Origin of the sequence: Pseudomonas sp. BNK-45, assembly GCF_047456255.1 — a bacterium.
GTDB lineage: Bacteria > Pseudomonadota > Gammaproteobacteria > Pseudomonadales > Pseudomonadaceae > Aquipseudomonas.
This window is the reverse complement of the sequence record NZ_CP179909.1, coordinates 2,931,634-2,955,000: the sequence shown is the minus strand read 5'-3', so window position 1 is coordinate 2,955,000 and position 23,367 is coordinate 2,931,634. Positions and strand designations below refer to the sequence as shown.

The window sequence follows — 23,367 nt, the reverse complement described above, 5'->3', positions numbered from 1 at the left end:
CAGTAGCCCTCTATGCCTCACGCAAGGCGATCGATTTTCTGTGGATCGCCCTGGCCATCATCGGCCTGCTATTGCTGATTCCCACAGGCGCCACCGCAACCGCCATCGACCTGGTCGGTGCAGGCTACGCCCTGGGTGCCGGTGTCTGCTGGGCGCTGTACATTCTGTTCGGACAAAAAGCTGGTGCCGAGAACGGCATCCAGACCGCCGCCCTGGGCGTCATGATCGCCGCGCTCTTCGTCGCGCCCATTGGCATCGTCCATGCCGGCGCCGCATTACTCACCCCATCCCTGATCCCTATCGCCCTGGGCGTCGCGGTCTTGTCCACCGCCCTGCCTTACAGCCTGGAAATGGTCGCCCTGACCCGAATGCCCGCCCGTACCTTTGGCACCCTGATGAGCGTCGAGCCGGCTGTCGGCGCACTGTCCGGCCTGCTGTTTCTGCACGAATACCTCTCCCTGGCGCAGTGGATGGCGATCGCCTGCATCATCCTGGCATCTGTCGGAGCAACCATGACCATGCGCCGCGAATCCAAGCCCATAGTTGCAGCCGATTAACATTCAACTCTGGTAATTGGCGCTCAATTAGGCCATGTTTAGCCGGCTACTCAACGTCGGCCATGGAGTTGTCAGACAGGGATATCGCAAACGCAAAAACCATAGGTAATGCAGTCACACTCGGACGTCAGATCCGAGGCTAGCGATAAGGACGGGGATGAAACGATTTTTGATACTGTTGGCCGTACTTGCCATTGCAGGCTGCGCTGCGACCGCGAAAACCGAAGTCAAACGAGGCAAGAAAGGGCTCCACATCAACTGCTCCGGTCTGTCTTCTTCCTGGGACAAGTGCTACGCCAAGGCGACCCAGTCCTGCGGCCCCAAAGGCTACAAGGTGATCGCCAAGTCCGGTGACACCGTGGAAGACCCGGGAGACTACCCTTTCGGCCTGAACCCAGCCGGTTATACCAGTCGCAGCATGATCGTCATCTGCAAGTAGCAGTAGCGCTCACTCTTCGGGCAGCCGCTCCAGCTGCCCAATGATCTGCTCATGGCTCGACGCCAGCACCTGCTGCTGGATATCCGGGCTCACCAGCATTCTTGCCACCACCAGCGCGCCAACACACTGCGACAGAATCGACCAGGCCAGGCTCTCACTGCCCAAGGTCTGCGCCCACGCCCGATGCAGACGACAGATCCAGTCTTGCGCCTCCTGCCGCACTGGCACACTGCCCCGGGCAATCTCCGCGCCCAACGCCGGCAACGCACACCCGGCTCCTGGCTGCTGCAGATGCGCCACGCTCAGGTATTGCTTCAGGCAACGGCGCAATTTATCCCGATTCTGCCGGCCTTCCCCTCCCAGACGCTCCAGGCTCCGGCTCAACTCGCGCTCGACGATGGAACCGAACAGCTCATCCTTGGACCCGAAGTGAGTGTAAAAAGCCCCGCCACTAAGCCCAATGGCCTTCATCAGGGCATCCACGCCGACGGTAGAAAACCCCTCGCTCTTGGCCTGGATCGCACTGCTCTGCAACAGGCGTTCGCGGGTTTCCTGCTTGTGACTGGCTGAATAACGCATGGCTGAAGCTCTCCCCTGCCGGCTTGACGACCGCAGGATCATAGCATAACGTCCGTTTAGTTAACGATCGTTTACCAAAGAGCGAACCTCCCATGACTACAGCCTTGAACAACAAAGTGGTACTGGTGGTCGGCGCCGGCGATGCTACCGGCGGTGCCATAGCCAAGCGTTTTGCCGCGCAAGGTTTCACCGCCTGCGTCACGCGACGCAGCGCAGACAAACTGCAACCGCTGGTGGATGCCATCCGGCAAACCGGTGGCCAGGCCCATGGCTTTGCCTGCGACGCGCGCAAAGAAGAGGACGTGGTAGCACTGATCGAACAGATCGAAACCCAGATCGGCCCCATCGAGGCATTCGTCTTCAACATCGGCGCCAACGTGCCCTGCAGCATCCTTGAGGAAACCGCCCGCAAGTACTTCAAGATCTGGGAGATGGCCTGTTTCTCCGGCTTCCTCAATGCCCGCGAAGTGGCCAAGCGCATGGTGACCCGCCAACGCGGCACCATCCTGTTCACCGGCGCCACCGCCGGGGTGCGCGGCGCCGCCGGTTTCGCCGCCTTCGCCGGTGCCAAGCACGGTATCCGCGCCCTGGCCCAGAGCATGGCCCGGGAACTGGGGCCGCTGAACATCCATGTCGGCCATATCATCGTCGACGGCGCCATCGACACCGATTTCATACGCACCAGCTTTCCCGAGAAGTACGCCCTCAAGGACCAGGACGGCATCCTCAACCCCGAACACATCGCCGAGAACTACTGGTACCTGCACAGCCAGCCCAGGGATGCCTGGACTTTCGAACTGGACCTGCGCCCCTGGAACGAGCGCTGGTAAACCACTGCCCCCCACAACAATCAGAGCGTTCACGACATGAGCCAAAAAGTGGAGTTCTTCTTCGACCTGGGCAGCCCGACCAGCTACCTGGCCTATACCCAATTGCCGAACATCTGCGCCCAGACCGGCAGTCAACTGGAGTTCCACCCCATGCTGCTGGGCGGGGTCTTCAAGAGCACCGGCAACGCCTCCCCCATCAGCGTTCCCGCCAAGGGCCGCTACATGCTCCAGGACCTGGCGCGTTTTGCCCGACGCTATCAGGTTGAACTCAACTTCAACCCGCACTTTCCCATCAACACCCTGCTACTGATGCGCGCCGCGACCGGGGTGCAGTGGCACATGCCGGAGCGCTTCGTCGAATTCATCGACTGCCTGTTCCGCGCCCTCTGGGTCGACAAACGCAACCTTAACGACGCCGCCACCGTCACCCAGGTCCTGGAGCAAGGCGGTTTCGACCCACAGCAGATCCTCGACCTGAGCCATGACGAACAGGTCAAGGCCCGGCTCAAGGACAACACCGACCAGGCATTGCAACGGGGGGTGTTCGGGGCCCCCAGCATGTTCGTGGGGGACCAGTTGTTCTTCGGCCAGGACCGCCTGGATTTTGTCCGGGAAGCCTTGAGCGCAGACTAACCCCCCTGCTCCGCGGCGCCAGCCAGTCGCCGCGGACAGGGCCTGCGGCCTTGGCCACATTGCATGACCCAGGCCTTTGTGCAGCGCTTCAGATCGCCGCGGTGCGAAGGTTCAGCCACTCCAGCGCGGCGCCCTCCAGCAGCGGAGCGAGACGCTGGCGCACCTGCGCGTGATAGCCGTTGAACCAGTCCCGCTCCTCCTGGGTGAGCAATCCGGGTTCCAGGCAACGGCTGTCGATCGGGCACAGGGTCAGGGTTTCAAAACCGAGGAACTCACCAAACTCGCTGCTACCGACCTCGCGGTTCAACACCAGGTTCTCGATTCGTACCCCCCAACGCCCGGGACGATAGGTCCCCGGCTCGATGGACGTGATCATCCCCGGCTGCATCGCCGTTTGCGGTGCCGGCGCGGCCTGATAGGCGATCACCTGCGGCCCTTCATGCACATTGAGGAAGTAGCCCACGCCATGCCCGGTGCCGTGTCCGTAATCCACGCCTTCGGCCCAGATCGGCGCCCGGGCGATAGCATCGAGCAACGGCGAAAGAATGCCCCGCGGGAACTGCGCCCGAGACAAGGCGATCACACCCTTGAGCACCCGGGTGCAATCGCGCTTCTGCTCGGCGCTCGGGGTGCCGATCGGCACCATCCGGGTAATGTCGGTGGTGCCTCCCAGGTACTGACCGCCCGAGTCGATCAGCAGCAGGCCATCGCCCTCGATCACCGCATGCTCTTCGGGGGTGGCGTGGTAGTGAGGCATCGCCCCGTTGGCATTGAAGGCCGCGATGGTATTGAAGCTCAAGGACACATAGCCCGGACGCCGTTCACGGGCGGCAGTCAGGTGTTCATCAATGGTCAGTTCGGTGACGCGCTCGCGCCCCAGGGCACTCTCCAGCCAGGCAAAGAACTCGCACAGCGCCGCGCCGTCCTGCTCCATGGCCCGACGAATATGCTCGGCATCCGCCGGGCTCTTGCGCGACTTGGCCAGGGTGGTGGGATTGAGCCCCTCCACCAGCTTCACCCCCGAACGCAAGTTGTTCAGCAAACCGGTGGTCACCCGCGCCGGGTCGATCTGCAACGTCGCGCCTTCCGGCACATCGGCCAAGGCCGCCGCCACCTCCGTGTAATCCCGCAGGCTGACGCCGTCGGCCTCCAGCACCCTGCGCAACGGCTCATCGATCTTGTTCAAGGCCACGAACAAAGTGGCCTGCTGCTGGCTGATCAGGGCGAAAGAGACAAACACCGGGTTGAACGAAACATCCGCCCCCCGCAGGTTGAACAGCCAGGCGATGTCATCGAGGGTGGCAATGAAATGCCACTGCGCGCCACGTTCGCTCAGGGTTTCGCGCAGCTTGGCCAGCTTCTCCACCCGGCTCTGCGTGGCCTGGGGCGGCAAGTGCGGGTAGACCGGTTGATCCGGCAGGCCAGGGCGATCGCTCCACACCTGCTGCAGCAGATCGATATCGGTGCGCAGGCTGGCCCCGCGTTCCTGCAACCTGCTGCCCAGGGTACGGGCCGAAGCCAGCGCCATGACCGCGCCGTCCACCGCCACCACCGCGCCGGACGGGGTCTGTTCCGCCAGCCAGTCCAGGGGCCCGGGCTGACCCGGCTGCAACTTCACCAGATCGATGCCGCTGCCCTTGAGTTCCTTGCTCGCCTGTTCCCAGTAGCGGCTGTCGGCCCAGAGCCCGGCGAACTCCGCCGTCACGATCAGGGTGCCCACCGAGCCGTGGAAGCCCGACAGCCACTGGCGCCCCTGCCAGTAACCCGGCAGGTACTCCGACAGATGCGGATCGGCCGAAGGCACCAGCAAGGCATGAATGCCCTCGCGGCTCATCAACTGGCGCACATGCGCCAGGCGCTGGGGGACCACTCCATGGGGCGTTGGCTGGGTACTCATTGTGACTCCTTAACCGGCTTAATCATTGTTATGGAAGGTCGAGATCGCTCGCCCCTCAAGACTGGGCTCCGGCCCAGAATGCCGGAGCAGCGGCGCATGACGCCTTGATCAATTGTGCAGCGCGATCCACGTCCTCTTCGCGGGTGAAGCGTCCCAGACTCAGGCGAATGGTGCGGCCGGCCTGCAACGGGTCATGCCCCAGGGCCAGCAGCACATGGGACGGGGCATTGCTGGCCGAGTTGCAGGCCGAGGTCGCGGAAAACGCCAGGGACGCACTCAACGCGGCGGCGTCAAAGCCACCCTCGCTGAACGTCAGGCTCAGGGTATGGGGAATGCGCTGGGTGGCACTGCCATTCAAGCGCAGGCCGGCCACCCCCGCCAGTTGCTCCAGCAAGCGTTGGCGCAAGCGGACGATGGTGGCGGTTTCCTCGTCGAACAACTCACCGGCCAGCGCAAAGGCTGCGCCCATGGCGGCGATCTGGTGAGTGGCCAGGGTGCCGGAACGCAAGCCGCCCTCATGCCCGCCACCATGGATCTGCGCCTGCAAGCGGCGCTGCGCCCGCGGTCCGACATACAGCGCGCCGATGCCCTTGGGGCCGTACACCTTGTGCGCCGAAAACGACATCAGATCCACCGGCCAGCGCTCAAGATCGATGGCCACCTTGCCCACGCCTTGAGCCGCATCCACATGCAACAGGGCGCCATGCTCACGCACCACCTGGCCAATCGCCGGAATGTCGTTGAGGGTGCCCAATTCGTTGTTGACCAGCATCAGCGACACCAGAACGGTGTCATCCCTCAAGGCCTCGCTCACCGCCTGGGCGCTGATCAACCCCTGTGCATCGGGCAGCAGGTAGGTCACCGCCACACCGCTTTCCTGCAACTGTCGAGCGGTGTCCAGCACGGCCTTGTGCTCGATCTGGCTGGTGATGATGTGCCCACCCTCCAGCCCCCGGGCCTGCATCACGCCCTTGAGCGCCAGGTTGTTGGATTCGGTGGCGCCGGACGTCCAGACGATCTGCTCTGGCTGCGCGCCCACCAACTGCGCCACTTGCTGCCGGGCCTGCTCGACACAGCGTCGCGCCGCCTGGCCAAAAGCATGGGAACTGGAGGCCGGGTTGCCAAAGTTGGCGTTGAACCCCAGGCACTCCAGCATCACTTGAATGACCCGCTCATCCACCGGCGTGGTAGCGGCATAGTCGAAATAAAGAGGACGTTTGTTCATGACAGAAAGACCCGCAGAGCTGGTTCCAGGATCGGCATTGGCCCAAAGAGCAAAACGCAGGAACGCGCCGTACCGGGACGGCGCGTCGACGGCAGGCACTGAGCAATGGCCGATCGGATGCAGTTAAAGAAGCACAACTTCGTCTAAAAGTGCGTAGGAACGCTCCTGGCGCGCAGCTTAACAGGCTCGGGGCAAAGCGTTGAAGCACCGCTCAACTGATGTTTTCCAGCACCAGCGGCGCCAGGGAAATCACCAGCAGGCCGGCCATGGCCAGATTGAACAGGCGCAGCCAGCGCGGATTGCGCAACACATTGCGCAACAGGCTGCCGCACGCCGCCCAGAGACTCACCGTCGGCGCATTGATCAGGGCGAAGACCGCCGCAATCACCAGCACATTGGTGAAATAGCCCTGCAACGGCGTGTAAGTGCTGATGGCGCCCACCGCCATGACCCAGGCCTTGGGATTGACCCACTGAAAGGCCGCCGCGCCCCAGTAGCCCAAAGGCTGCCCCTGGCCCCGCTGGTCGTCGCTCATGGGCCCGGAACGAGCGATGTTCCACGCCAGGTACAAGAGGTAGGCCGCGCCGACATAACGCAGCACGCGGTACAGCACCGGATAGGCTTCGAACACCGCCCCCAGGCCCAGGCCGACCGCCAGCACCAGCACGAAAAAACCACAGCTGATGCCGAGGATATGCGGGATGGAGCGGTTGAAACCGAAGTTCAGGCCCGAGGCCAGCAACATGGTGTTGTTGGGGCCGGGGGTGATGGACGTGACCAGGGCAAACAGCGCGAACGCCAACAGCAGGTCGGGGGAAAGGCTCATGGGGGCAAGGTCCTGGGCAAGGTCGATCAGGCCTCGACCCTAACCCAGCACCGGCCCGGAACTCACGGACAGTTGCTGAAAACTTTGACCCGTACAGTTTTCATCAACTGGCCGGTTGGTGACGACTGATATTGCGCTGGGCGCTCATCTCGCCCTGACGGTCGAACGCCGCAGGACGCGCCAGCAGCCGGGCTTTTTCCTGCTGGTACTCATCGAACGACAGACCACGCCGGTTCAGGGCTTCCAGCGCCAGCTCGCGGCTTTCCTCGGCCGTGTAGGGGCGCAATTCCGGTGCGCCCGTGCTGGCACAGCCGGCCAGCACGCTGGAAATCAACAGCAGCAGAACAACGGAGTAAGCCTTCATGACGAGCACCTGAAGCGGGTTGCGAACAATGAACACAGGCTACTCGCGCACCGTCAGTGGCAAAAATCATCCCGCTCGATAGTCGCTATCGACTTTTCCGAGGGCTCGGACAGCCCTCTTATATTCCATAAAGGCCTATAAATATGGAAACAAGCTCTTTTGAGGAATAACAACAAGCCTTTATAACAGCGACATCCCGTTGCCCAACTGTTGCCGGAGCAACTGTTGGCCAGGCAACAGCCGATCAACAAAACAGTGTCCGAACAACAACAGCCAGCGCCGGCACACCCGGCCAAGCCCCCGGATTACCGGGCTTCGGCCGGTTGGTACAGCTCTTGCTCCCGTGCAGGTACACCTGTCATTGCTCGTTGAGCCACTGTTTAAAAAGGAACCGATCATGTCCCGTCCCCTGAACGTCGTTGCCCTCTCCGGTGGAACCTGGCGCCCGTCCCGGACCCTGGTACTGACCCAGGCCCTGTTGAGCGAGCTGTCCAACCACCTGCCCATCAACAGCCACCTGATCGAACTGGGCGACATCGCCCGTCCCCTGGGCGGCGCCCTGTCGCGCCAGGAACTGCCGGCCGAGGTCGAAGCCGAGCTGCAAGCCATCGAGAACGCCGACCTGCTGATCGTTGCCGCCCCGGTGTACCGCGGCTCCTATCCGGGGCTGCTCAAGCACCTGTTCGACCTGATCGACCTCAACGCCCTGATCAACACCCCGGTGCTGCTGGCCGCCACCGGCGGCAGCGAACGCCACGCCCTGGTCCTGGATCACCAACTGCGTCCGCTGTTCAGCTTCTTCCAGGCCCTGACCCTGCCCATCGGCGTCTACGCCACCGAAGCCGACTTCAGCCACTACCAGATCACCAGCGACCTGCTCAAAGCCCGCATCCAGCTGGCTGCCGAACGCGCTGCGCCACTGTTTGGCGCGCAACCGAACAACCTGCTGAAAATCGCCTAAGGAACTGTCATGGATGTGTTCTGGTTTCTTCCGACCCACGGCGATGGCCACTTCCTCGGCACCGCCCAGGGCGCGCGCCCGGTCACCCTCAACTACCTCAAGCAAGTGGCCCAGGCCGCCGACAGCCTGGGCTACCACGGCGTGCTGATTCCCACCGGGCGCTCCTGCGAGGACTCCTGGGTCATCGCCTCGGCCCTGGTGCCCCTGACCGAACGCCTGCGCTACCTGGTGGCAATCCGTCCGGGGATCATTTCCCCCACCGTCTCGGCGCGCATGGCCGCCACCCTGGACCGGCTGTCCAACGGCCGCCTGCTGATCAATGTGGTGACCGGCGGCGACCCGGACGAGAACCGTGGCGACGGCAGCTTCCTCAGCCACAGCGAACGCTACGAAGTCACCGACGAATTCCTGCAGATCTGGCGCCGGCTGCTGCAGGGCGAAGCCGTGGACTTCGAAGGCAAGCACCTGCACGTACAGAACGCCAAGGCGCTCTACCCCCCGGTGCAGAAGCCCTACCCGCCGCTGTACTTCGGCGGCTCCTCCGACGCCGCCCACGAACTGGCCGCCGATCAGGTGGACGTCTACCTGACCTGGGGCGAGCCGCCGGCAGCCGTGGCGCAAAAGCTCGCCGACGTGCGTGAACGCGCGGCACGCAAGGGCCGCACGGTGAAGTTCGGCATCCGCCTGCACGTGATCGTGCGCGAGACCGAGGCCGAAGCCTGGCAAGCCGCGGACAAGCTGATCGAACACATCAGCGACGAAACCATCGCCGCCGCCCAGCAATCCTTCGCGCGCTTCGACTCCGAAGGCCAGCGGCGCATGGCCGCGCTGCACGGCGGTCGCCGCGATCAACTGCAGATCGCCCCCAATCTCTGGGCCGGGGTTGGCCTGGTGCGTGGTGGTGCCGGCACCGCCCTGGTGGGCAACCCGCAACAAGTGGCCGAACGGATCAAGGAATACGCCGACCTGGGGATCGAGAGCTTCATCTTCTCCGGCTACCCGCACCTGGAAGAGGCCTATCGTTTCGCCGAACTGGTGTTCCCGCTGTTGCCCGAACCCTATGCCAGCCTGGCCGGACGCGGCGTGACCAACCTCACCGGACCGTTTGGCGAAATGATCGCCAACGACGTGCTGCCCAACCGCTCCTGACCCCCTGTGACTGTAGGAGCCGGCTTGCCGGCGAAGGCGATTTGCGCGGCTCTTCGCTGGCAAGCCAGCACCTACGACAGGTGCCCCCCTTTTCCCGGGCCGCCGCAAACGGCCACCCACGAGGAACACCGCGTGACTGCCAAACCGCAAAGCGCCCTGTTGTCCCCCTTGCAGACCGCCCGCCAACTGGCCGCCGAGTTTGCCCTGACCGCCGTCGAACGCGACGAGCGCGGCGGCACCCCCAAGGCCGAACGCGACGCCCTGCGCCAGAGCGGCCTGTTGGCCCTGAGCATTCCCCGCCAGTTCGGCGGCCTGGGCGCGCCCTGGAGCGAAACCCTGAACATCGTCCGCGAATTCGCCAAGGTCGACAGTTCCATCGCCCACGTCTTCGGCTTCCATCACCTGATGCTGGCCACCGTGCGCCTGTTCGCCAAACCCGAGCAGTGGCAGCCCTGGTTCGAGCAGACCGCCCGCAAGAACTGGTTCTGGGGCAACGCCCTCAACCCTCTGGACACCCGCACCCTGGTCAAGAACCTGGGCGGCTGGCGCGAGTTTTCCGGGAAGAAAAGCTTCTGCTCCGGGGCCAGCGACTCGGAAATGCTCATCGCCTCGGCAGTGGATGAAAGCAACGGCGGCAAGTTGCTGATCGCCGCCATCCCCAGCGGTCGCAGCGGCATCACCCTGCACAACGACTGGAACAACATGGGCCAGCGCCAGACCGACAGTGGCAGCGCCACCTTCGAACGGGTGCGGGTCGAGGAATCGGAACTGCTGCTGGACCCAGGTCCCTTGAGCACCCCCTTCGCCTGCCTGCGCCCGCTGATCGCCCAACTGACCTTCACCCACATGTTCCTCGGCATCGCCGAAGGCGCCTTCGAGGAAGCCCGGCAATACACCCTGAGCGAAACCCGGGTCTGGCATAAGTCCAGCGCCCAGGACGTGCGCCAGGACCCCTACATCCTCAGCCACTACGGCGAGTTCTGGGTCGCCCTGGAAGGCATCCGCCTGCTGGTGGAACGGGCCGCCGCCCTGCTGGACCAGGCCTGGGCCAAAGGCCCGAACCTCAGCGCCGAAGAGCGCGGGCACCTGGCCACGGCGATCGCCACCGCCAAGGTCGCCGCCAGCCGCCAGGGCCTGGACCTGTGCAGCCGGCTGTTCGAAGTCACCGGTGCGCGCTCGACCCACGCCTCCCTGCGCCTGGACCGCCACTGGCGCAACCTGCGCACCCAGACCCTGCATGACCCGCTGGACTACAAGCTCCACGAACTGGGCGACTGGGCACTGAACCAGTCCCTGCCGACCCCGACCTTCTACTCCTAGTTGCCGATTTCCGGAGAGTGCCGATGCAGCTGCTGACCCTACCCCCCTCGCCCGCCCTGGCGACCTCGATCCGCGCCACCGCCCAGGTGTTCGAGGACCCGAAATCCCAGGCCCTGCTGGCACACCTGCAACAGGTGGCACCGAGCGAAGCCAGCGTACTGATCATCGGTGAAACCGGGACCGGCAAAGAGCTGGTGGCACGCCATATCCACAACCTCAGCGCCCGGCGCAACCGGCCGTTCGTCGCGGTGAACTGCGGCGCCTTCTCCGAATCCCTGGTGGAAGCGGAACTGTTCGGCCATGAAAAAGGCGCCTTCACCGGCGCCCTCAGCGCCAAGGCCGGCTGGTTCGAGGAGGCCGACGGCGGCACCCTGTTCCTCGACGAGATCGGCGATTTGCCCATGGCCATCCAGGTCAAGCTGCTGCGGGTGCTGCAGGAACGGGAAGTGGTACGCCTGGGCTCGCGCAAAAGCATCCCCATCGACGTGCGGGTCCTGGCGGCCACCAACGTCCAACTGGAAAAGGCCATCAACGCCGGGCATTTCCGCGAAGACCTGTACTACCGCCTGGACGTGGTCAGCCTGGAACTGAGCCCGCTGCGCGAACGTCCCGGCGACATCCTGCCCCTGACCCGACACTTCATCGAGGCCTACAGCCAGCGCCTGGGCTACGGCAACATCAGCATCAGCAAGGAGGCCGAACACAAACTCAAGAGCTACAGCTGGCCGGGCAACATCCGCGAACTGGAAAACGTCATCCACCACACCCTGCTGATCTGCCGCAACGGCGTGATCGAACAGGGCGACCTGCGCCTGTCCCACATGCGCATCGAACGCGCCGACGACAACCAGCCAAGTCACGACGATTCCACCGAAGCCCTGCTGGAGCGGGCCTTCCACAAACTCTTCGAGGAACAGGCCGGCGCCCTGCACGAAAAAGTCGAGGACGCCCTGCTGCGCGCGGCCTATCGCTTCAGCCACTACAACCAGGTCCACACCGCCAATCTGCTGGGCCTGAGCCGCAACGTCACCCGCACCCGGCTGATCAAGATCGGCGAACTGGCGGTCAACAAACGCCGCCCGGCCGCCGCGCCCAACGAGCGCACCCTGCAACTGTCGATCTAGCCCGACAGCTTGCAATGCAAGGCATTGTCCTGACTGCGGGCAATGCTGCTCAGCACCTGGAACGAGCCGAAGGTCACGGTCCTGGCCTGATGGGCCAGGATCAACTGCCAGAAATCCTGCTCGCCGCTCTCGAAACTCCGGAAGGCCGCCTCGCCCGCCTCCCGCGACTGCCACTGCAGGTAGTTGAGCACTCGCCGCCCGTCATCGCTGACCTGCACGCTGGCGCTGAGAAAGCCGCCATACCCCTGGGCCAGGCGCTCGGTCTGCGCGGACAGGGCCGATACCAGGGCCTGCTGCTGGTGCGGCTCGATCTCGAACTCGATCAACTGGGTGAAGCTGCGGTTTCTCTCAAATGCGGCCATGAACGGCTCCCTAAGGCGGTCGGACAGAATCTTGCGATGGAATGCGCCGCAGGGTAAAACCTCTAGTTAAGTCAAGGTCAAGCACGTTTTTCATTCCGGTACCCCTCCATGATCGAACCTGAAGCCCTGCACAAAGAACTGACGGTGGGCCAGCTCGCGGCCCGCAGCGGCGTGGCCGTTACCGCGCTGCACTTCTACGAAAGCAAAGGCCTGATCAAGAGCAACCGCAACGCCGGCAACCAGCGGCGCTATCCGCGTTCGGTGCTGCGTCGCGTGTCCTTGATCAAGGTGGCCCAGCGCCTGGGCATTCCCCTGGCGGAGATCGGCCAGGCCCTGGCGACCCTGCCCGCCGACCGCGCCCCCAGCGCCGCGGACTGGCAGCGCCTGTCGGAGCAGTGGAGCCGCGAACTGGACGAACGCATCCGCCAACTGAGCCTGCTGCGCGAACGGCTGAACCAGTGCATTGGTTGCGGCTGCCTGTCCATGGAAGGTTGCCCGTTGCGCAACCAAGGGGACGTGCTGGGTGAAGCCGGCCCGGGCGCCCGCCTGCTGGCGCCCGACGCCGCCACCGACACCCCATAGCCGGCTTCCCTCGTAGGAACCGGCTTGCCGGCCAAGGCTGACTCTCGGGCCTCTTCGCTGGCAAGCCAGCTCCTACAGCGACATCGCCTTCATACCCGTAGGAGCCGGCTTGCCGGCGAAGGCGATCTCACGGGCCTCTTCCCTCGCAAGCCAGCTCCGACAGCGACATCGCCTTCATACCCGTAGGAGCCGGCTTGCCGGCGAAGGCGATCTCACGGGCCTCTTCCCTCGCAAGGCAGATGCCCACTCAGCGCTGGCAGGTAAGAAAACCCGTGGAGCATCGTAAGGAAAAACTTCCCTATGCTAATGTCGCGTCCTGCTTCCTACGACGAGCTTCACTTCCATGCCAAGGACTGCCTCTTTCGAAAAGCCACGCTGGCTGCGTGATCTGCTGCGCTTTCTTCCGCTGAAAAGCCAGTTCGTACTGTCCGGCAACGTCCGCGACCTGCAAGCCAGCGAAGTCGCCCCCGGGGTGATCACCCCCCAACCCTTCAATCTCAATCTGCGCGACGAACTGCTGGCGGCAGGTTATGCCCAGGTCCTGAGCTGGGATCCCCTCGGCGGGCTGCGGGTGCTGCTGCCCCCGGGCAGCGAGCCGACCCAGGCCGACAACCTGCTGCGCGAACTGGGCCTGACCCCGGTGGAAGGCGCGGCGCCAGCGGGCCTCGACCTGCTGTCGGCGACCTTGCCGCGCCTGGTGGAACGCCAAGGCGCGCCCCTGGCCCTGATTGTCGATTTCGCCTCCCGCCTGGTGGTCCGCAACGACGCCCTGAGCGCCGCCGAGCACCAGCTGTTCACCCAGGCCCTGGTGCTGTCCCATCAGGCCCGCAGCCGACCGGCCGGGGAACAGCGCACGCCGTTCTTCAACAGCATCCTCTGGGTGGTGGAGAAGGAAGGCGACCTGCCCGACTGGCTGCTGATCGACAACCCGCGCCTGCGCCCGATTCCGGTGTCCAAACCCGACCAGCAAGCCCGCCAGGCACTGGCACCGGCACTGTTGCGCGGCCTGCCCGGGGCCCAGGAAGCCAGCGACGCAAGCCGCGACCAGGCGGTGCGGGCCTTCGTCGAAAACACCGAAGGCCTGCTGCTGCTCGACCTCAATGCGATCGTGCAACTGGCCCGGGTCGAAGGCCTGGCCATGGAGCGCATCGGCGACGCGGTGCGCCGCTATAAGGTCGGGGTCACCGAAGACCCCTGGTTGAAGATCGACCGCCAGCGCATCCGCCAGGCCGACGATTTCATCCGCCAGCGGGTCAAGGGCCAGGGCCACGCGGTGACCCACATGCTGGATATCGTCAAACGCGCCATGACCGGGGTCGGCGCCAGCCGCAAGGGCAATCGCCCCCGGGGCGTGGCCTTTCTCGCCGGGCCCACCGGGGTCGGCAAGACCGAACTGGCCAAGACCATCACCAGCCTGCTGTTTGGCGATGAAAGCGCTTACATCCGCTTCGATATGTCGGAATTTTGTGCCGAACACGCCGACCAGCGCCTGGTCGGTGCCCCGCCCGGCTATGTCGGCTACGACGTTGGCGGCGAACTGACCAACGCGATCCGCGAAAAGCCCTTCAGCGTGGTGCTGTTCGACGAGATCGAGAAGGCTCACCCACGGATCCTCGACAAGTTCCTGCAGATCCTCGACGACGGTGTACTCACCTCCGGCCGCGGCGATCGGGTGTACTTTTCCGAGGCGCTGATCGTCTTCACCTCCAACCTGGGCATCTACCGCCAGGGCGACCACGGCGAACGCGTCGCCAACGTGCAGCCCGGCGAAGCCTTCGAGGCCGTGCAGAGCAAGGTCCAGGGCGAGATCGAGCGCCACTTCAAGCTGGTGCTCAACCGTCCGGAAATCCTCAACCGGATCGGCGAGAACATCATCGTCTTCGACTTCATCCGTCCGGACATCGCCGAGCAGATCTTCCAGCAGATGGTCGGCAACATCCTCGCCGACCTGGCGGCCCAGGCCCTGCATGTGCAGCTCGATGACGCCTCTCTGGGCACCCTGCGCCAGCTGTGCCTGCAGGATTTGTCCAACGGTGGCCGGGGCATTCGCAACCAGCTGGAAGCGCACCTGCTCAATCCCCTGGCCCGGGCCCTGTTCGACCAGGACGCGCAGCCCGGCCAATCCTTCGAAGTCCGCCAGTTGCAGGCCGGCAGCCTGCAACTGCTTGCCCGCGCCTCGTGAACATCAGCCTGTCGCGGGTGCACTTCCCGGTCACCACCCTGGGGCCGGGGCAGCGCCTGGGCCTGTGGTTCCAGGGGTGCAGCATTCGTTGCCAGGGCTGCATTTCCGCGGATACCTGGGGCCCGGGCAGGCAGCCACTGCCGTTGCACCAGGTGCTGGAGGACCTGCAACCCTGGCTGGCCCGGGCCGAAGGCATCACCCTGTCCGGCGGCGAGCCCTTCGACCAGCCCGAGGCGCTGCTGGCCCTGCTGCGCGCCCTGCGCGAACGCACCGCGGTGGACATCCTGGTCTACAGCGGCCATTCCCTGGAGCACCTGCAACCGCTGCTCGAACAAGCCGAAGGCCTGCTGGATGCACTGATCTGCGACCCCTTCGAGCAACAACAGGCGCAAACGCTGGTCCTACGGGGCAGCGACAACCAGCGCCTGATCCTCTTGACCGAGCTGGGCCGCCAGCGTCTGTCCAGCTACCAGCGCCCGTTGCACCAAGGCGACCGCGCGCTGGATGTGATGTTCGACGACGACGGCAGTGTCTGGATGGCTGGCATTCCCCGGCGTGACGACGTGCTGCGTCTGCGCGACCTGCTGCACGCCCAGGGCCACCAACTGCAGATCAGCGCCCACACCTCACGCCGCCGTTAACCGGAACCGCCACCGATGATACGTTTTTGCCCCAATTGCCAGACTGAACGCTCCCTGGCCGAAATCTTCTGCGAAGGCCAGGTGGACCACCGGGCCTGCGGCTGGGAACTGTCCGCCGAAGCGATTCACCCCGAGGGCTGGCGCCCGCAGCCGGTGATCACCGCCGAAGCACTGGAACCCCAGCCCGAGGTCGCAGCGCACAGCAGCTCAACCCTGGTCTGCAGCAACGGCCACGCCATGGCGGATGGCGACCTGATGTGCCTGGTCTGCGGCGCCGACCCGCTCGCCGCGGAGCAACAGCCAGCCACCGCGCCCCCGGCCGCCGCCGACAGCGAAACCGTGATCGAAGGCTGGCGCCTGCTGCGGCAGATCGGCAGCGGTGGCGTGCGCGAACGCTTTATCGCCGAACACCGTGATACCGCCCATCAGGCGGTGCTGACCCTCTACCAGGCCGGCGCCGAACCCGACCCTTCGGTGTACGAAGCCCTCAGGCGCCTGCCCCGGGAACACGTGCCGGAGATCATCCTCACCGGCCGCTGGGACGAACGCGCCTTCGAAGTGGCCGAGGAGCTCACCGGCGGCACCCTGGCCGAGCTGGGGATCGTGGTCAGCGATCGGGCGGCGGTCCAACACATCGTCAGAGAACTGGGCCAGGCCCTGCACGCGTTCAGTGAAGCCGGCCTGCGCCACCGCGACCTGCGCCCGGCCACCTTGCTGGTGCGCAGCCGCGAGCCCCTGGACCTGGTGATCAGCGGCTTTGGCTCGGCGCGGCTGTCCGAGTTCGACCTGGACATCGTCTCGCCCCTGGAAACCAGCCGCTACATGGCCCCCGAAGCCATCGCCGGCGGCGTGGCCGCGGCGTCCGACTGGTGGAGCCTGGGGATGATCCTGCTGGAACAGCTGACCCAGGGCGAGTGCTTTGCCGGGATCAACGCCAACGCCTACCTGATCCACGTACTGGCCAATGGCGTGCTGCTGCCGGACGACCTCGACCCGCGCCTGGAGCTGCTGCTGCGCGGCCTGCTGGCGCGGGATCGCCACCAACGCTGGCAATGGCCTCAGGTGCAGGCCTGGCTGCAGGGCGAAAGCCCCAGTGTTCCGGACTCGGTCACCCGTGAAGAGGACGCCGACGAAGGCGCCAGCATTGCCCTGGGCAGCCGGCGCTTCCGCCGCCCGGGGCCGTTCGCCCTGGCCGCCGCCGAGGTCGAGCACTGGCCCCAGGCCCTGGATCACCTGTTGCGCGGGGTGATCGTCACCTGGGCCGAACAGGCCGGGGTGTCCGCCCGGCACCTGGCCGGCCTGCGCCAGGTGGCCCAGCACCCGGAGCTGGAAGACGACACCCGGCTGATGCTGGCACTGAAGCTGCTGAACCCGGAAATGCCGCTGATCCTGGGCGGCGAGATCGTCACCCCGGGCTGGCTGCTGGAACATCCCCTGGACGGCTACCGGTTGATCAGCGGCCCGGCCCCGGACCTGCTGGAACGCCTGGAGAGCGACCACTGGCTGCTGCGGCTCAAGCTGCGGGCCGAGCAGGTGCGCCAGCGCGCCCAGCACCAGGCCATCGAACTGGACGAGGAGCAGTTGCGCATCTACCTGCTCTCCAGTTCCCGCGCCCGTCTGGCCGCGCAATGGGAGGAACGCCAACGCCTGCTGCCGGACAGCGAGCACCACGGCATCCTGTCCCTGGCCGACCGGCGCACCATCAGCGAAGAAGACCTGATCGTGCTGCTGAGCGCCGCCATCGGTCAGTTCCGCGCGGTGGACGCGATCCTCGAAGAAGCCGCCACCCTGGCCCGCGAAGCCGTGGTCCTGAGTTTCGACACCGACAGCGCGCGCACTCTCCTGGGGTTGCCGCGCCCGACCCTGTATCGGGAGATCGACGAACGCATCAGCGGCTTCGCCCGCTGCGGCGTGCCGAGCGTCGATGAGTGGGCCGAGCAGTTCCGCCTGGAACGGCGCATGCCCCTGGCCAGGGCCCTGGTGCTGCTGGCCATCGCTGCCGAACAGTGGCTGGAGCCGCAAAAGCAGCATTACGTTGCGCAGATCCTCGACTTCTTCGAGAAGAAGGTCGCCAGCGGCGTGCTGCGCGGCCCGCTGGTGCGCATGAGCATCGGCAAGACCACCGCCCGGGTCGACCTCAACGAATTGCACTCCGAACGCAGCCCGGCCCCGGCGCTGCTGGATCACCTGGTGGCACGCAACGCCCAGCCCATCCACCTCGACCCGGCGTGTTTTGCCGAGCATCCACTGCTGGATGCGCGGCTCAACAGCCTGTACCGCCAGAGTTCGCTGTACCAGCGCGACACCGGGATCGACGGCCTGTACCTGGGCTTCCCCTTCCTCCTGACCCGGGACCCGCGAGGCACCACCCGCACCCGCATCGCGCCGTTGCTGCTGTGGCCGGTCAAGCTGCTGCTGGAAGTCGGCAGCCGCGGCAAGGTGGCCCTGGTCTTCGACAGCGAGCGTGAAGAGGTGCGCCTCAACCCGGGCCTCGACACCCTGCTGGGCATCGAGGCCGCCAAGCGCTGGCGCAAGGCCGCCGACGAGTTGCTGGGACGCTCGGCGCTCAAGGCCGCCGATGTCATGGACGCCTTCGGCATGCTGGCCACGCCGGGCTCCCGAGTACTGGGCAACCTGCCGCCGGCCAGCACCGAAGTGCCGCCCTACCAGGATCAACTGGCCTGCGCCGCCGTGCTGTTCCATGTCGCCTTCATGGGCCAGGCCATTGGCGAAGACCTGCGCCAGCTCAAGGCCCTGCCGCCCGGCGGCACCGGGCTGGAAACCGCCCTGCGCCTGAACCCGACGGAGCAGGACAGCGGCGACAGCGCGGCGGTTGCGCCCGCACCGGAGCTGCAACGCTTCTTTACCGTGGCCAGCGACCCGTCCCAGGAAGCCGCGGTGCTCCAGGCGCGCCAGGCCCCCGGGCTGCTGGTGGAGGGGCCTCCCGGCACCGGCAAGAGCCAGACCATCGTCAACATGGTGGCCGACGCCATCGGTCGCCAGCGCAGCCTGCTGATCGTCTGCCAGAAGCACGCGGCCCTGGAAGTGGTGCACAAGCGCCTGGTGGCCGAGGGCCTGGGCAACCGGGTGGTGATGCTCAACGACATCAACCGTGACCGCGAACCGGTGATCCGCAGTGTCCGCGAACAGCTCGAAGCCCTGTTCAAGGACGATGCCGCCCCGCAGCCCTGGCTGCACCAGCGCGAACGCCTGGCGGCGCGCATCGAGGCCCTGGAGGGCGAGCTGGATCGTTTCCACCAGAGCCTGCACCGCGTCGATGAACACTGTGGCCTGAGCTACCGCCAGTTGATCGGTGAGCTGATCGGCCTGGAACAGGGGCCTGCGGCACTGGACGTCCCGGTATTGCGCCAGCACCTGGCGGCCCTGGACATCGCCGACCTGACGCGCCTGGAAGAAGCCTGCGCGCCACTGATCCGTCTGTGGCTGCCGGCCCGCTATGAACAGAGCGCCCTGGCCCAGCTCCAGCCGTTTCCCACCGATGCCGCCACCCTGCAAGCCTTCAACGACGGCTTCGAACGCCTGTGGCGCTGCGAGGAGCAGCGCCTGGAAACCCTGCAGGCGCACCCGGCCGACTTTGAAGTGGACGACCCGGCGCCCTACCGCGCCTGGCTCGAACAGCACGTGCACAGCCTGCTGGGCCTGGACGATGAACGCCGCCAACGGCTGGCCCGCTGGCTGCCGCTGTTCCGTGGCCACCCCGGGCAGGCGGCGCAAGGCGACGGGCTGATCCAGACCCTGCAGGCCCTGGCTCAGCAACTGGAGCAATGCGACGCGGCGGCCCATCAGGCCGATCTGGCGCCAGGCCTCAGCGCCCTGCCCGCGGCCCAGCTGCGCACCCTTCAGCACCGCGCCCGCGCCGTGATCCAGGGCCGCTCCTGGCTGGCGCGCCTCAACCCGCTGCGCCTGATCCGCCAGCGCCAGTTGCTGGCCTTCCTTGCCGAACAGGGCGCCGCGGCCGAGCCGCAGCGCCTGCCGGAACTGCTGGCGGCGGCCCTGCTGGAAAGCCAGTGGCGGCCCTTGCGCAACCAGTTGCAGCAACTGCATCAACAACTGGGCCTCGCGCAAGTCGCCGACGATTGCGGCCCGGGCCTGCTGCCGCAGGTGCGCCAGGACCTCGGGCAACTGCAAGAGATGTGCGCCCTGGCGCTGGCCCTGGCCCAGGCTCCCCGGGTGGAACAGCTGGACGCGGTGGTCCTGACCGGCCAGCGGCAATCGTTGGACAGCCTGCTGGCCGGTTACGACGCCGCCTTTATCCGTCACAGCGTGCGCCAGGACAGCCTGACTGCCCTGCAACGCCTGAATCAGTGGCTGCAACCCGAGCTGCTGGACCAGCTGCGGCAGCGCGTGGAGCTCAACCAGAGCAATCAGTTGCCCCTCAACCGCCTGCGCGAAGCCTTGCCGACCCTGAGTGCCTACCAGGCGTTCCGCGCCCGGGCCGGCCAGCTGTCACCGGCCGACCTGCAATGGCTGGCCATCCTGCGCGATTACCAGGACGCCCTCGACGCCATTCCCGCCGAGCAGCTGGAAGCCGTGGTCCGGCGTATGCTCAACCGCGAAGCGCGGCTGGGCTGGAAGCGCCAGATGGAACAGCGCCAGCCCGAGCTGATGCTGGAGCACAGTGAAACCGCAGCGAAGATCGCCAGCCTCGGACAGGCCGACACCCAGATGCGCAACCTCAACCGCCAACTGCTCAGCGAAGGCATCGACCTCTCACGCCTGGGCACCCGCAAACAATGGGAAGACGTGACCCGCCTCACCGGACGGCGTTCGCGCCGCTTGCGCGAATTCATGGAAATGGGCGCCGGCCTGGGGCTGATGAGCCTGCGCCCGGTGTGGCTGATGAACCCGGACGTGGCCAGCCGGGTGCTGCCGCTCAAGCCCGGGCTGTTCGATATCGTGATCTACGACGAAGCCTCGCAGATGCCGGTGGAATTCGCCCTGCCGACCCTGTACCGGGGCCGGGTCACGGTGGTCAGCGGCGACGAGAAGCAGATGCCGCCCACCGCCTTCTTCTCCAGCCGCGTGGAAAGCGACGAGGCCGAACTGTTCGAGGGCGAGCAGCCCGATGCCGACGCCGACGAAGAGCAACGCGAGGCCTTCGAGGACACCTGGAACCGCCGCGAAATCAAGGACTGCCCGGACCTGCTGCAACTGGCCCGCAGCGCCTTGCCCGCCACCACCCTGCAGATCCACTACCGCTCGGCCTACCGCGAGCTGATCGGTTTTTCCAACGCTTCGTTCTATGGCAACCGGCTGAGCATTCCGGTGCGTCACCCAGAGGCCAATATCCTCGCCATCAAGCCGCTGGAGCTGATCCGCGTGGACGGCGTCTACCAGCAGCAGGTCAACCCTGACGAAGCGCAACGGGTGGTCGACTACCTGGCCGAGCTGTGGCGGACGCCCTACGCCGAACGGCCTTCGGTGGGGGTGGTGACCTTCAACCGCAAGCAGGCCGACCTGATCGAGGAACGCCTGGAACTGCGAGCCGAGCAGGACCCGCTGTTTCGCGCCGCCTACAGCGAGGAACGCGAACGCAGCGAGGACGGCGAAGACATGTCGGTGTTCGTCAAGAACGTCGAGAACGTCCAGGGCGACGAGCGCGACATCATCGTGTTTTCCTCGACCTTCGGGCGTAACAGCCAGGGCAGCTTCCGGCGCAACTTCGGGGTGCTGGGGCAGACCGGCGGCGAACGCCGGCTCAACGTGGCGGTGACCCGGGCCCGGCGCAAAGTGGTGATGATCACCTCGATGCCGATTGCCGATATCTCCGACATGCTCACCACCCAGCGCCCGCCCGCCAGCCCGCGGGACTACCTGCAAGGCTACCTGGAGTACGCCCGCGCCCTGTCGTCCGGGGAGTTCGCCAGCGGCCACAACCTGCTGCAGCGCCTGGTTACCGAGCGCCAGGACGCCCGGGCCCGGCCCACCGCCCACAGCGACGGTTTCACCCAGGCGGTGGCGGCGTTCATCCGCTCCCTGGGCTGGAGCCCGGTCAGCGCCAACGAAGGGGATGCCTTCGGCCTGGACTTTGCCATCGAGCACCCCGATACCGGGCTCTATGCCCTGGGCATCGAATGCGACACCCCGCGCCACGGGCTGCTGGCCCGCGCCCGCTCCCGGGAGATCTGGCGCCCGTCGGTGCTGCGCCGGGCCATTCCCCACCTGCACCGGGTCTCGTCCCAGGCCTGGTACCAGGACCCCCACAGCGAACGCGCACGCCTGCAGGCCGCCATCGAGCAGGCCCTGCAACCGTTGGCCGGCAGCGCAGCGCCAACGCCACCTCAAACCCTGGCTGACACGGAGCAAACCCCATGAGCGGCCCGAAAGTGGTGCGAATCGTCACCCGCGAAGAAATCCTCGACATCTGCGCCGGCCACCTGCGGCGCCTGGAGCAGGCGATCGCCCGCTGGGAAGCACAGGCGCAACGCCTGGGGCAACTGAGCGAAGAGGAACGAGCCGCGACCCACGGCCGTTTTCAACAGTTGCGCCAGTTGATCGAAGCCGATCGTCTGCTGGATCTGCAGAAACAGGTGCCGATCGAAATCGACTTCCTCAAGGACGATCTGCAACAACGGGAACACCGCGCCGTGCAGCAGGTCGCGCAACAGCGCCAACTGGCCCGCCGTCAGCGGGAAAACGCCGCCACCCTGCTGGGCGCGCTGCAAGGCAAAGCCCTTCCAGCCGAGTGGCTGCAACAGTTGCAGGCGATTGCCGAAGGCCAGCCCGTGGCGGCGGTCGAGTCGATCCTGGCCCAGGGTTTCGCCAGCCTCGGTGCCGCAGCCGAAGAACAGGGCCTGAGCGAGACACAGCGGCAACTGGCCCAACGCCTGCAAGGCGACAGTCCCTCCCAGACCCTGGCCCAATGGCGCGCCGCCCATGAACAAAAGGAACCCAGGCTGGAACGCATCGAGCAGCACATTGCCCAGTTGCTGACCCTCGATGATCAGGCCAGCGCCGAACCCTACCTGGCCACCTTGCGCCTGATCGACGCCGAAACCCGCGAGCCACGGCGCAACCTGCTGCTGGACAGCCTGGTGCTGGAACTGGCCCAGGCCACCCGCGACAGCCAGGAGCGCCGCGCGCGCCTGGCGCACCTCCAGGCACTGGCCAGCGAAGTGGCGAGCGTGTGCCCCGCTGCCGCCGAGGAAGAACTGTCCCGGGCCGAACAATGCAGCCTGGCCAACATGGCGCCAGTGGATGAGCTGATTGCCCGCTTCAGCGCGCTGATCGAAGCCGAACTGCAACAGCGCGCCGCCCTGGCCCGTCGTCAGGCGGTGCTCGAAGGCCTGGCTGGCCTGGGCTACGAAGTCCGCGAGGGCATGGCCACCGCCTGGGCCAAGGATGGCCGGGTGGTGCTGCGCAAGAGCGCCACGCCGGGGTACGGCGTGGAAGTCGGGGGCAACGCCGACAACGGCCGCCTGCAGGTGCGAGCGGTCGCCCTCAGCGCCCAGCGCGATACCCGGCGCGACAAGGACATCGAGACCATCTGGTGCGGTGAGTTCCAGCGGCTGCAAGCCCTGCTGGCCACCCAGGGCGACGACCTGAGCATCGAAAAGGCCCTGGCCGTCGGCGCCGTGCCGCTCAAGGAAGTGCTGCTGGACGACGCCCAGCAGGAATACCGGGAGCAGGCGCAACAGCGCACCTGACCCGCCGCGCCCTGTGGGGACCGGCTTGC

19 protein-coding genes (1 of these 19 only partly in view) are annotated in these 23,367 nt (G+C 66.0%); 13 read left to right on the top strand and 6 right to left on the bottom strand.

What is annotated here, in order from left to right:
* Positions 1-557, top strand: partial view of a threonine/homoserine exporter RhtA gene (rhtA, locus tag ACMGG8_RS13855; protein ID WP_060840322.1) — the 3' portion only. The gene continues 331 nt to the left of window position 1, outside the view; only the last 557 of its 888 coding nucleotides appear in the window; its start codon lies off the left edge, out of view; it ends in the stop codon at positions 555-557.
* A gap of 157 nt (positions 558-714) precedes the next feature.
* Positions 715-996: a hypothetical protein gene (locus ACMGG8_RS13850; RefSeq protein WP_060840323.1), complete on the top strand. Its 282-nt coding sequence runs from the start codon at positions 715-717 to the stop codon at positions 994-996.
* Positions 997-1,005: 9 nt separating this feature from the next.
* Here the strand turns inward: ACMGG8_RS13850 and ACMGG8_RS13845 are convergent, their stop codons facing one another.
* A complete protein-coding gene (locus ACMGG8_RS13845; RefSeq protein ID WP_414159732.1) occupies positions 1,006-1,575 on the bottom strand; it encodes a TetR/AcrR family transcriptional regulator in 570 nt (189 codons plus the stop codon).
* A 92-nt stretch (positions 1,576-1,667) separates the two neighbouring features.
* Between ACMGG8_RS13845 and ACMGG8_RS13840 the strand changes: the two genes are divergently transcribed.
* Positions 1,668-2,405 (top strand): SDR family oxidoreductase, encoded by a 738-nt coding sequence (locus tag ACMGG8_RS13840; protein ID WP_414159731.1) that lies wholly within the window; start codon positions 1,668-1,670, stop codon positions 2,403-2,405.
* Positions 2,406-2,441: 36 nt separating this feature from the next.
* Complete coding sequence (locus ACMGG8_RS13835) at positions 2,442-3,038, top strand: 2-hydroxychromene-2-carboxylate isomerase (protein ID WP_414159730.1); 597 nt, start codon at positions 2,442-2,444, stop codon at positions 3,036-3,038.
* Positions 3,039-3,126: 88 nt separating this feature from the next.
* Here the strand turns inward: ACMGG8_RS13835 and ACMGG8_RS13830 are convergent, their stop codons facing one another.
* From ACMGG8_RS13830 to ACMGG8_RS13815, 4 genes are all read right to left on the bottom strand, one after another.
* Positions 3,127-4,935 carry an aminopeptidase P family protein gene (locus ACMGG8_RS13830; RefSeq protein WP_060840327.1) on the bottom strand — a complete coding sequence of 603 codons (1,809 nt, stop codon included), beginning with the start codon at positions 4,933-4,935 and terminating at the stop codon, positions 3,127-3,129.
* A gap of 55 nt (positions 4,936-4,990) precedes the next feature.
* Positions 4,991-6,160: a cysteine desulfurase family protein gene (locus ACMGG8_RS13825; protein WP_414159729.1), complete on the bottom strand. Its 1,170-nt coding sequence runs from the start codon at positions 6,158-6,160 to the stop codon at positions 4,991-4,993.
* Positions 6,161-6,371: 211 nt separating this feature from the next.
* The gene (locus tag ACMGG8_RS13820) at positions 6,372-6,986 is read right to left on the bottom strand and encodes a LysE family translocator (RefSeq protein ID WP_108546022.1); all 615 of its coding nucleotides are present in this window, start codon (positions 6,984-6,986) and stop codon (positions 6,372-6,374) included.
* Positions 6,987-7,089: 103 nt separating this feature from the next.
* Complete coding sequence (locus ACMGG8_RS13815; protein ID WP_060840330.1) at positions 7,090-7,350, bottom strand: hypothetical protein; 261 nt, start codon at positions 7,348-7,350, stop codon at positions 7,090-7,092.
* 397 nt (positions 7,351-7,747) lie between these two features.
* Here ACMGG8_RS13815 and msuE point away from each other — a divergent pair, with 397 nt between their 5' ends.
* From msuE to ACMGG8_RS13795, 4 genes are all read left to right on the top strand, one after another.
* Positions 7,748-8,311 carry an FMN reductase gene (msuE, locus tag ACMGG8_RS13810; RefSeq protein ID WP_060840331.1) on the top strand — a complete coding sequence of 188 codons (564 nt, stop codon included), beginning with the start codon at positions 7,748-7,750 and terminating at the stop codon, positions 8,309-8,311.
* 9 nt (positions 8,312-8,320) lie between these two features.
* Positions 8,321-9,460, top strand: coding sequence for an FMNH2-dependent alkanesulfonate monooxygenase (gene ssuD, locus ACMGG8_RS13805; protein ID WP_414159728.1), 1,140 nt, complete (start codon positions 8,321-8,323; stop codon positions 9,458-9,460).
* A gap of 132 nt (positions 9,461-9,592) precedes the next feature.
* Complete coding sequence (locus tag ACMGG8_RS13800) at positions 9,593-10,780, top strand: acyl-CoA dehydrogenase family protein (RefSeq protein ID WP_108546024.1); 1,188 nt, start codon at positions 9,593-9,595, stop codon at positions 10,778-10,780.
* Between the two features lie 23 nt (positions 10,781-10,803).
* Entirely contained in the window at positions 10,804-11,904 is a 1,101-nt protein-coding gene (locus ACMGG8_RS13795; protein WP_060840334.1) for a sigma-54 interaction domain-containing protein, read from the top strand.
* On the opposite strand, the gene ACMGG8_RS13790 is transcribed toward ACMGG8_RS13795, so the two are convergent.
* Positions 11,901-12,266 carry an antibiotic biosynthesis monooxygenase gene (locus tag ACMGG8_RS13790; protein WP_060840335.1) on the bottom strand — a complete coding sequence of 122 codons (366 nt, stop codon included), beginning with the start codon at positions 12,264-12,266 and terminating at the stop codon, positions 11,901-11,903. The genes ACMGG8_RS13795 and ACMGG8_RS13790 overlap by 4 nt on opposite strands.
* A 108-nt stretch (positions 12,267-12,374) precedes the next feature.
* Here ACMGG8_RS13790 and soxR point away from each other — a divergent pair, with 108 nt between their 5' ends.
* The 5 genes from soxR to ACMGG8_RS13765 all read left to right on the top strand — a co-directional run bounded on the left by soxR (position 12,375) and on the right by ACMGG8_RS13765 (position 23,338).
* Complete coding sequence (gene soxR / locus ACMGG8_RS13785) at positions 12,375-12,848, top strand: redox-sensitive transcriptional activator SoxR (RefSeq protein WP_060840336.1); 474 nt, start codon at positions 12,375-12,377, stop codon at positions 12,846-12,848.
* 343 nt (positions 12,849-13,191) lie between these two features.
* Positions 13,192-15,030 (top strand): AAA family ATPase, encoded by a 1,839-nt coding sequence (locus tag ACMGG8_RS13780; protein ID WP_060844234.1) that lies wholly within the window; start codon positions 13,192-13,194, stop codon positions 15,028-15,030.
* Positions 15,027-15,671, top strand: coding sequence for a 4Fe-4S cluster-binding domain-containing protein (locus ACMGG8_RS13775; RefSeq protein WP_414159727.1), 645 nt, complete (start codon positions 15,027-15,029; stop codon positions 15,669-15,671). The genes ACMGG8_RS13780 and ACMGG8_RS13775 overlap by 4 nt, the downstream gene beginning before the upstream one ends.
* A gap of 15 nt (positions 15,672-15,686) precedes the next feature.
* A complete protein-coding gene (locus ACMGG8_RS13770; RefSeq protein WP_414159726.1) occupies positions 15,687-22,007 on the top strand; it encodes an AAA domain-containing protein in 6,321 nt (2,106 codons plus the stop codon).
* Positions 22,004-23,338 carry a hypothetical protein gene (locus ACMGG8_RS13765; protein WP_414159725.1) on the top strand — a complete coding sequence of 445 codons (1,335 nt, stop codon included), beginning with the start codon at positions 22,004-22,006 and terminating at the stop codon, positions 23,336-23,338. Before ACMGG8_RS13770 ends, ACMGG8_RS13765 begins: the two co-directional genes overlap by 4 nt.
* Positions 23,339-23,367 lie beyond the last annotated feature (29 nt).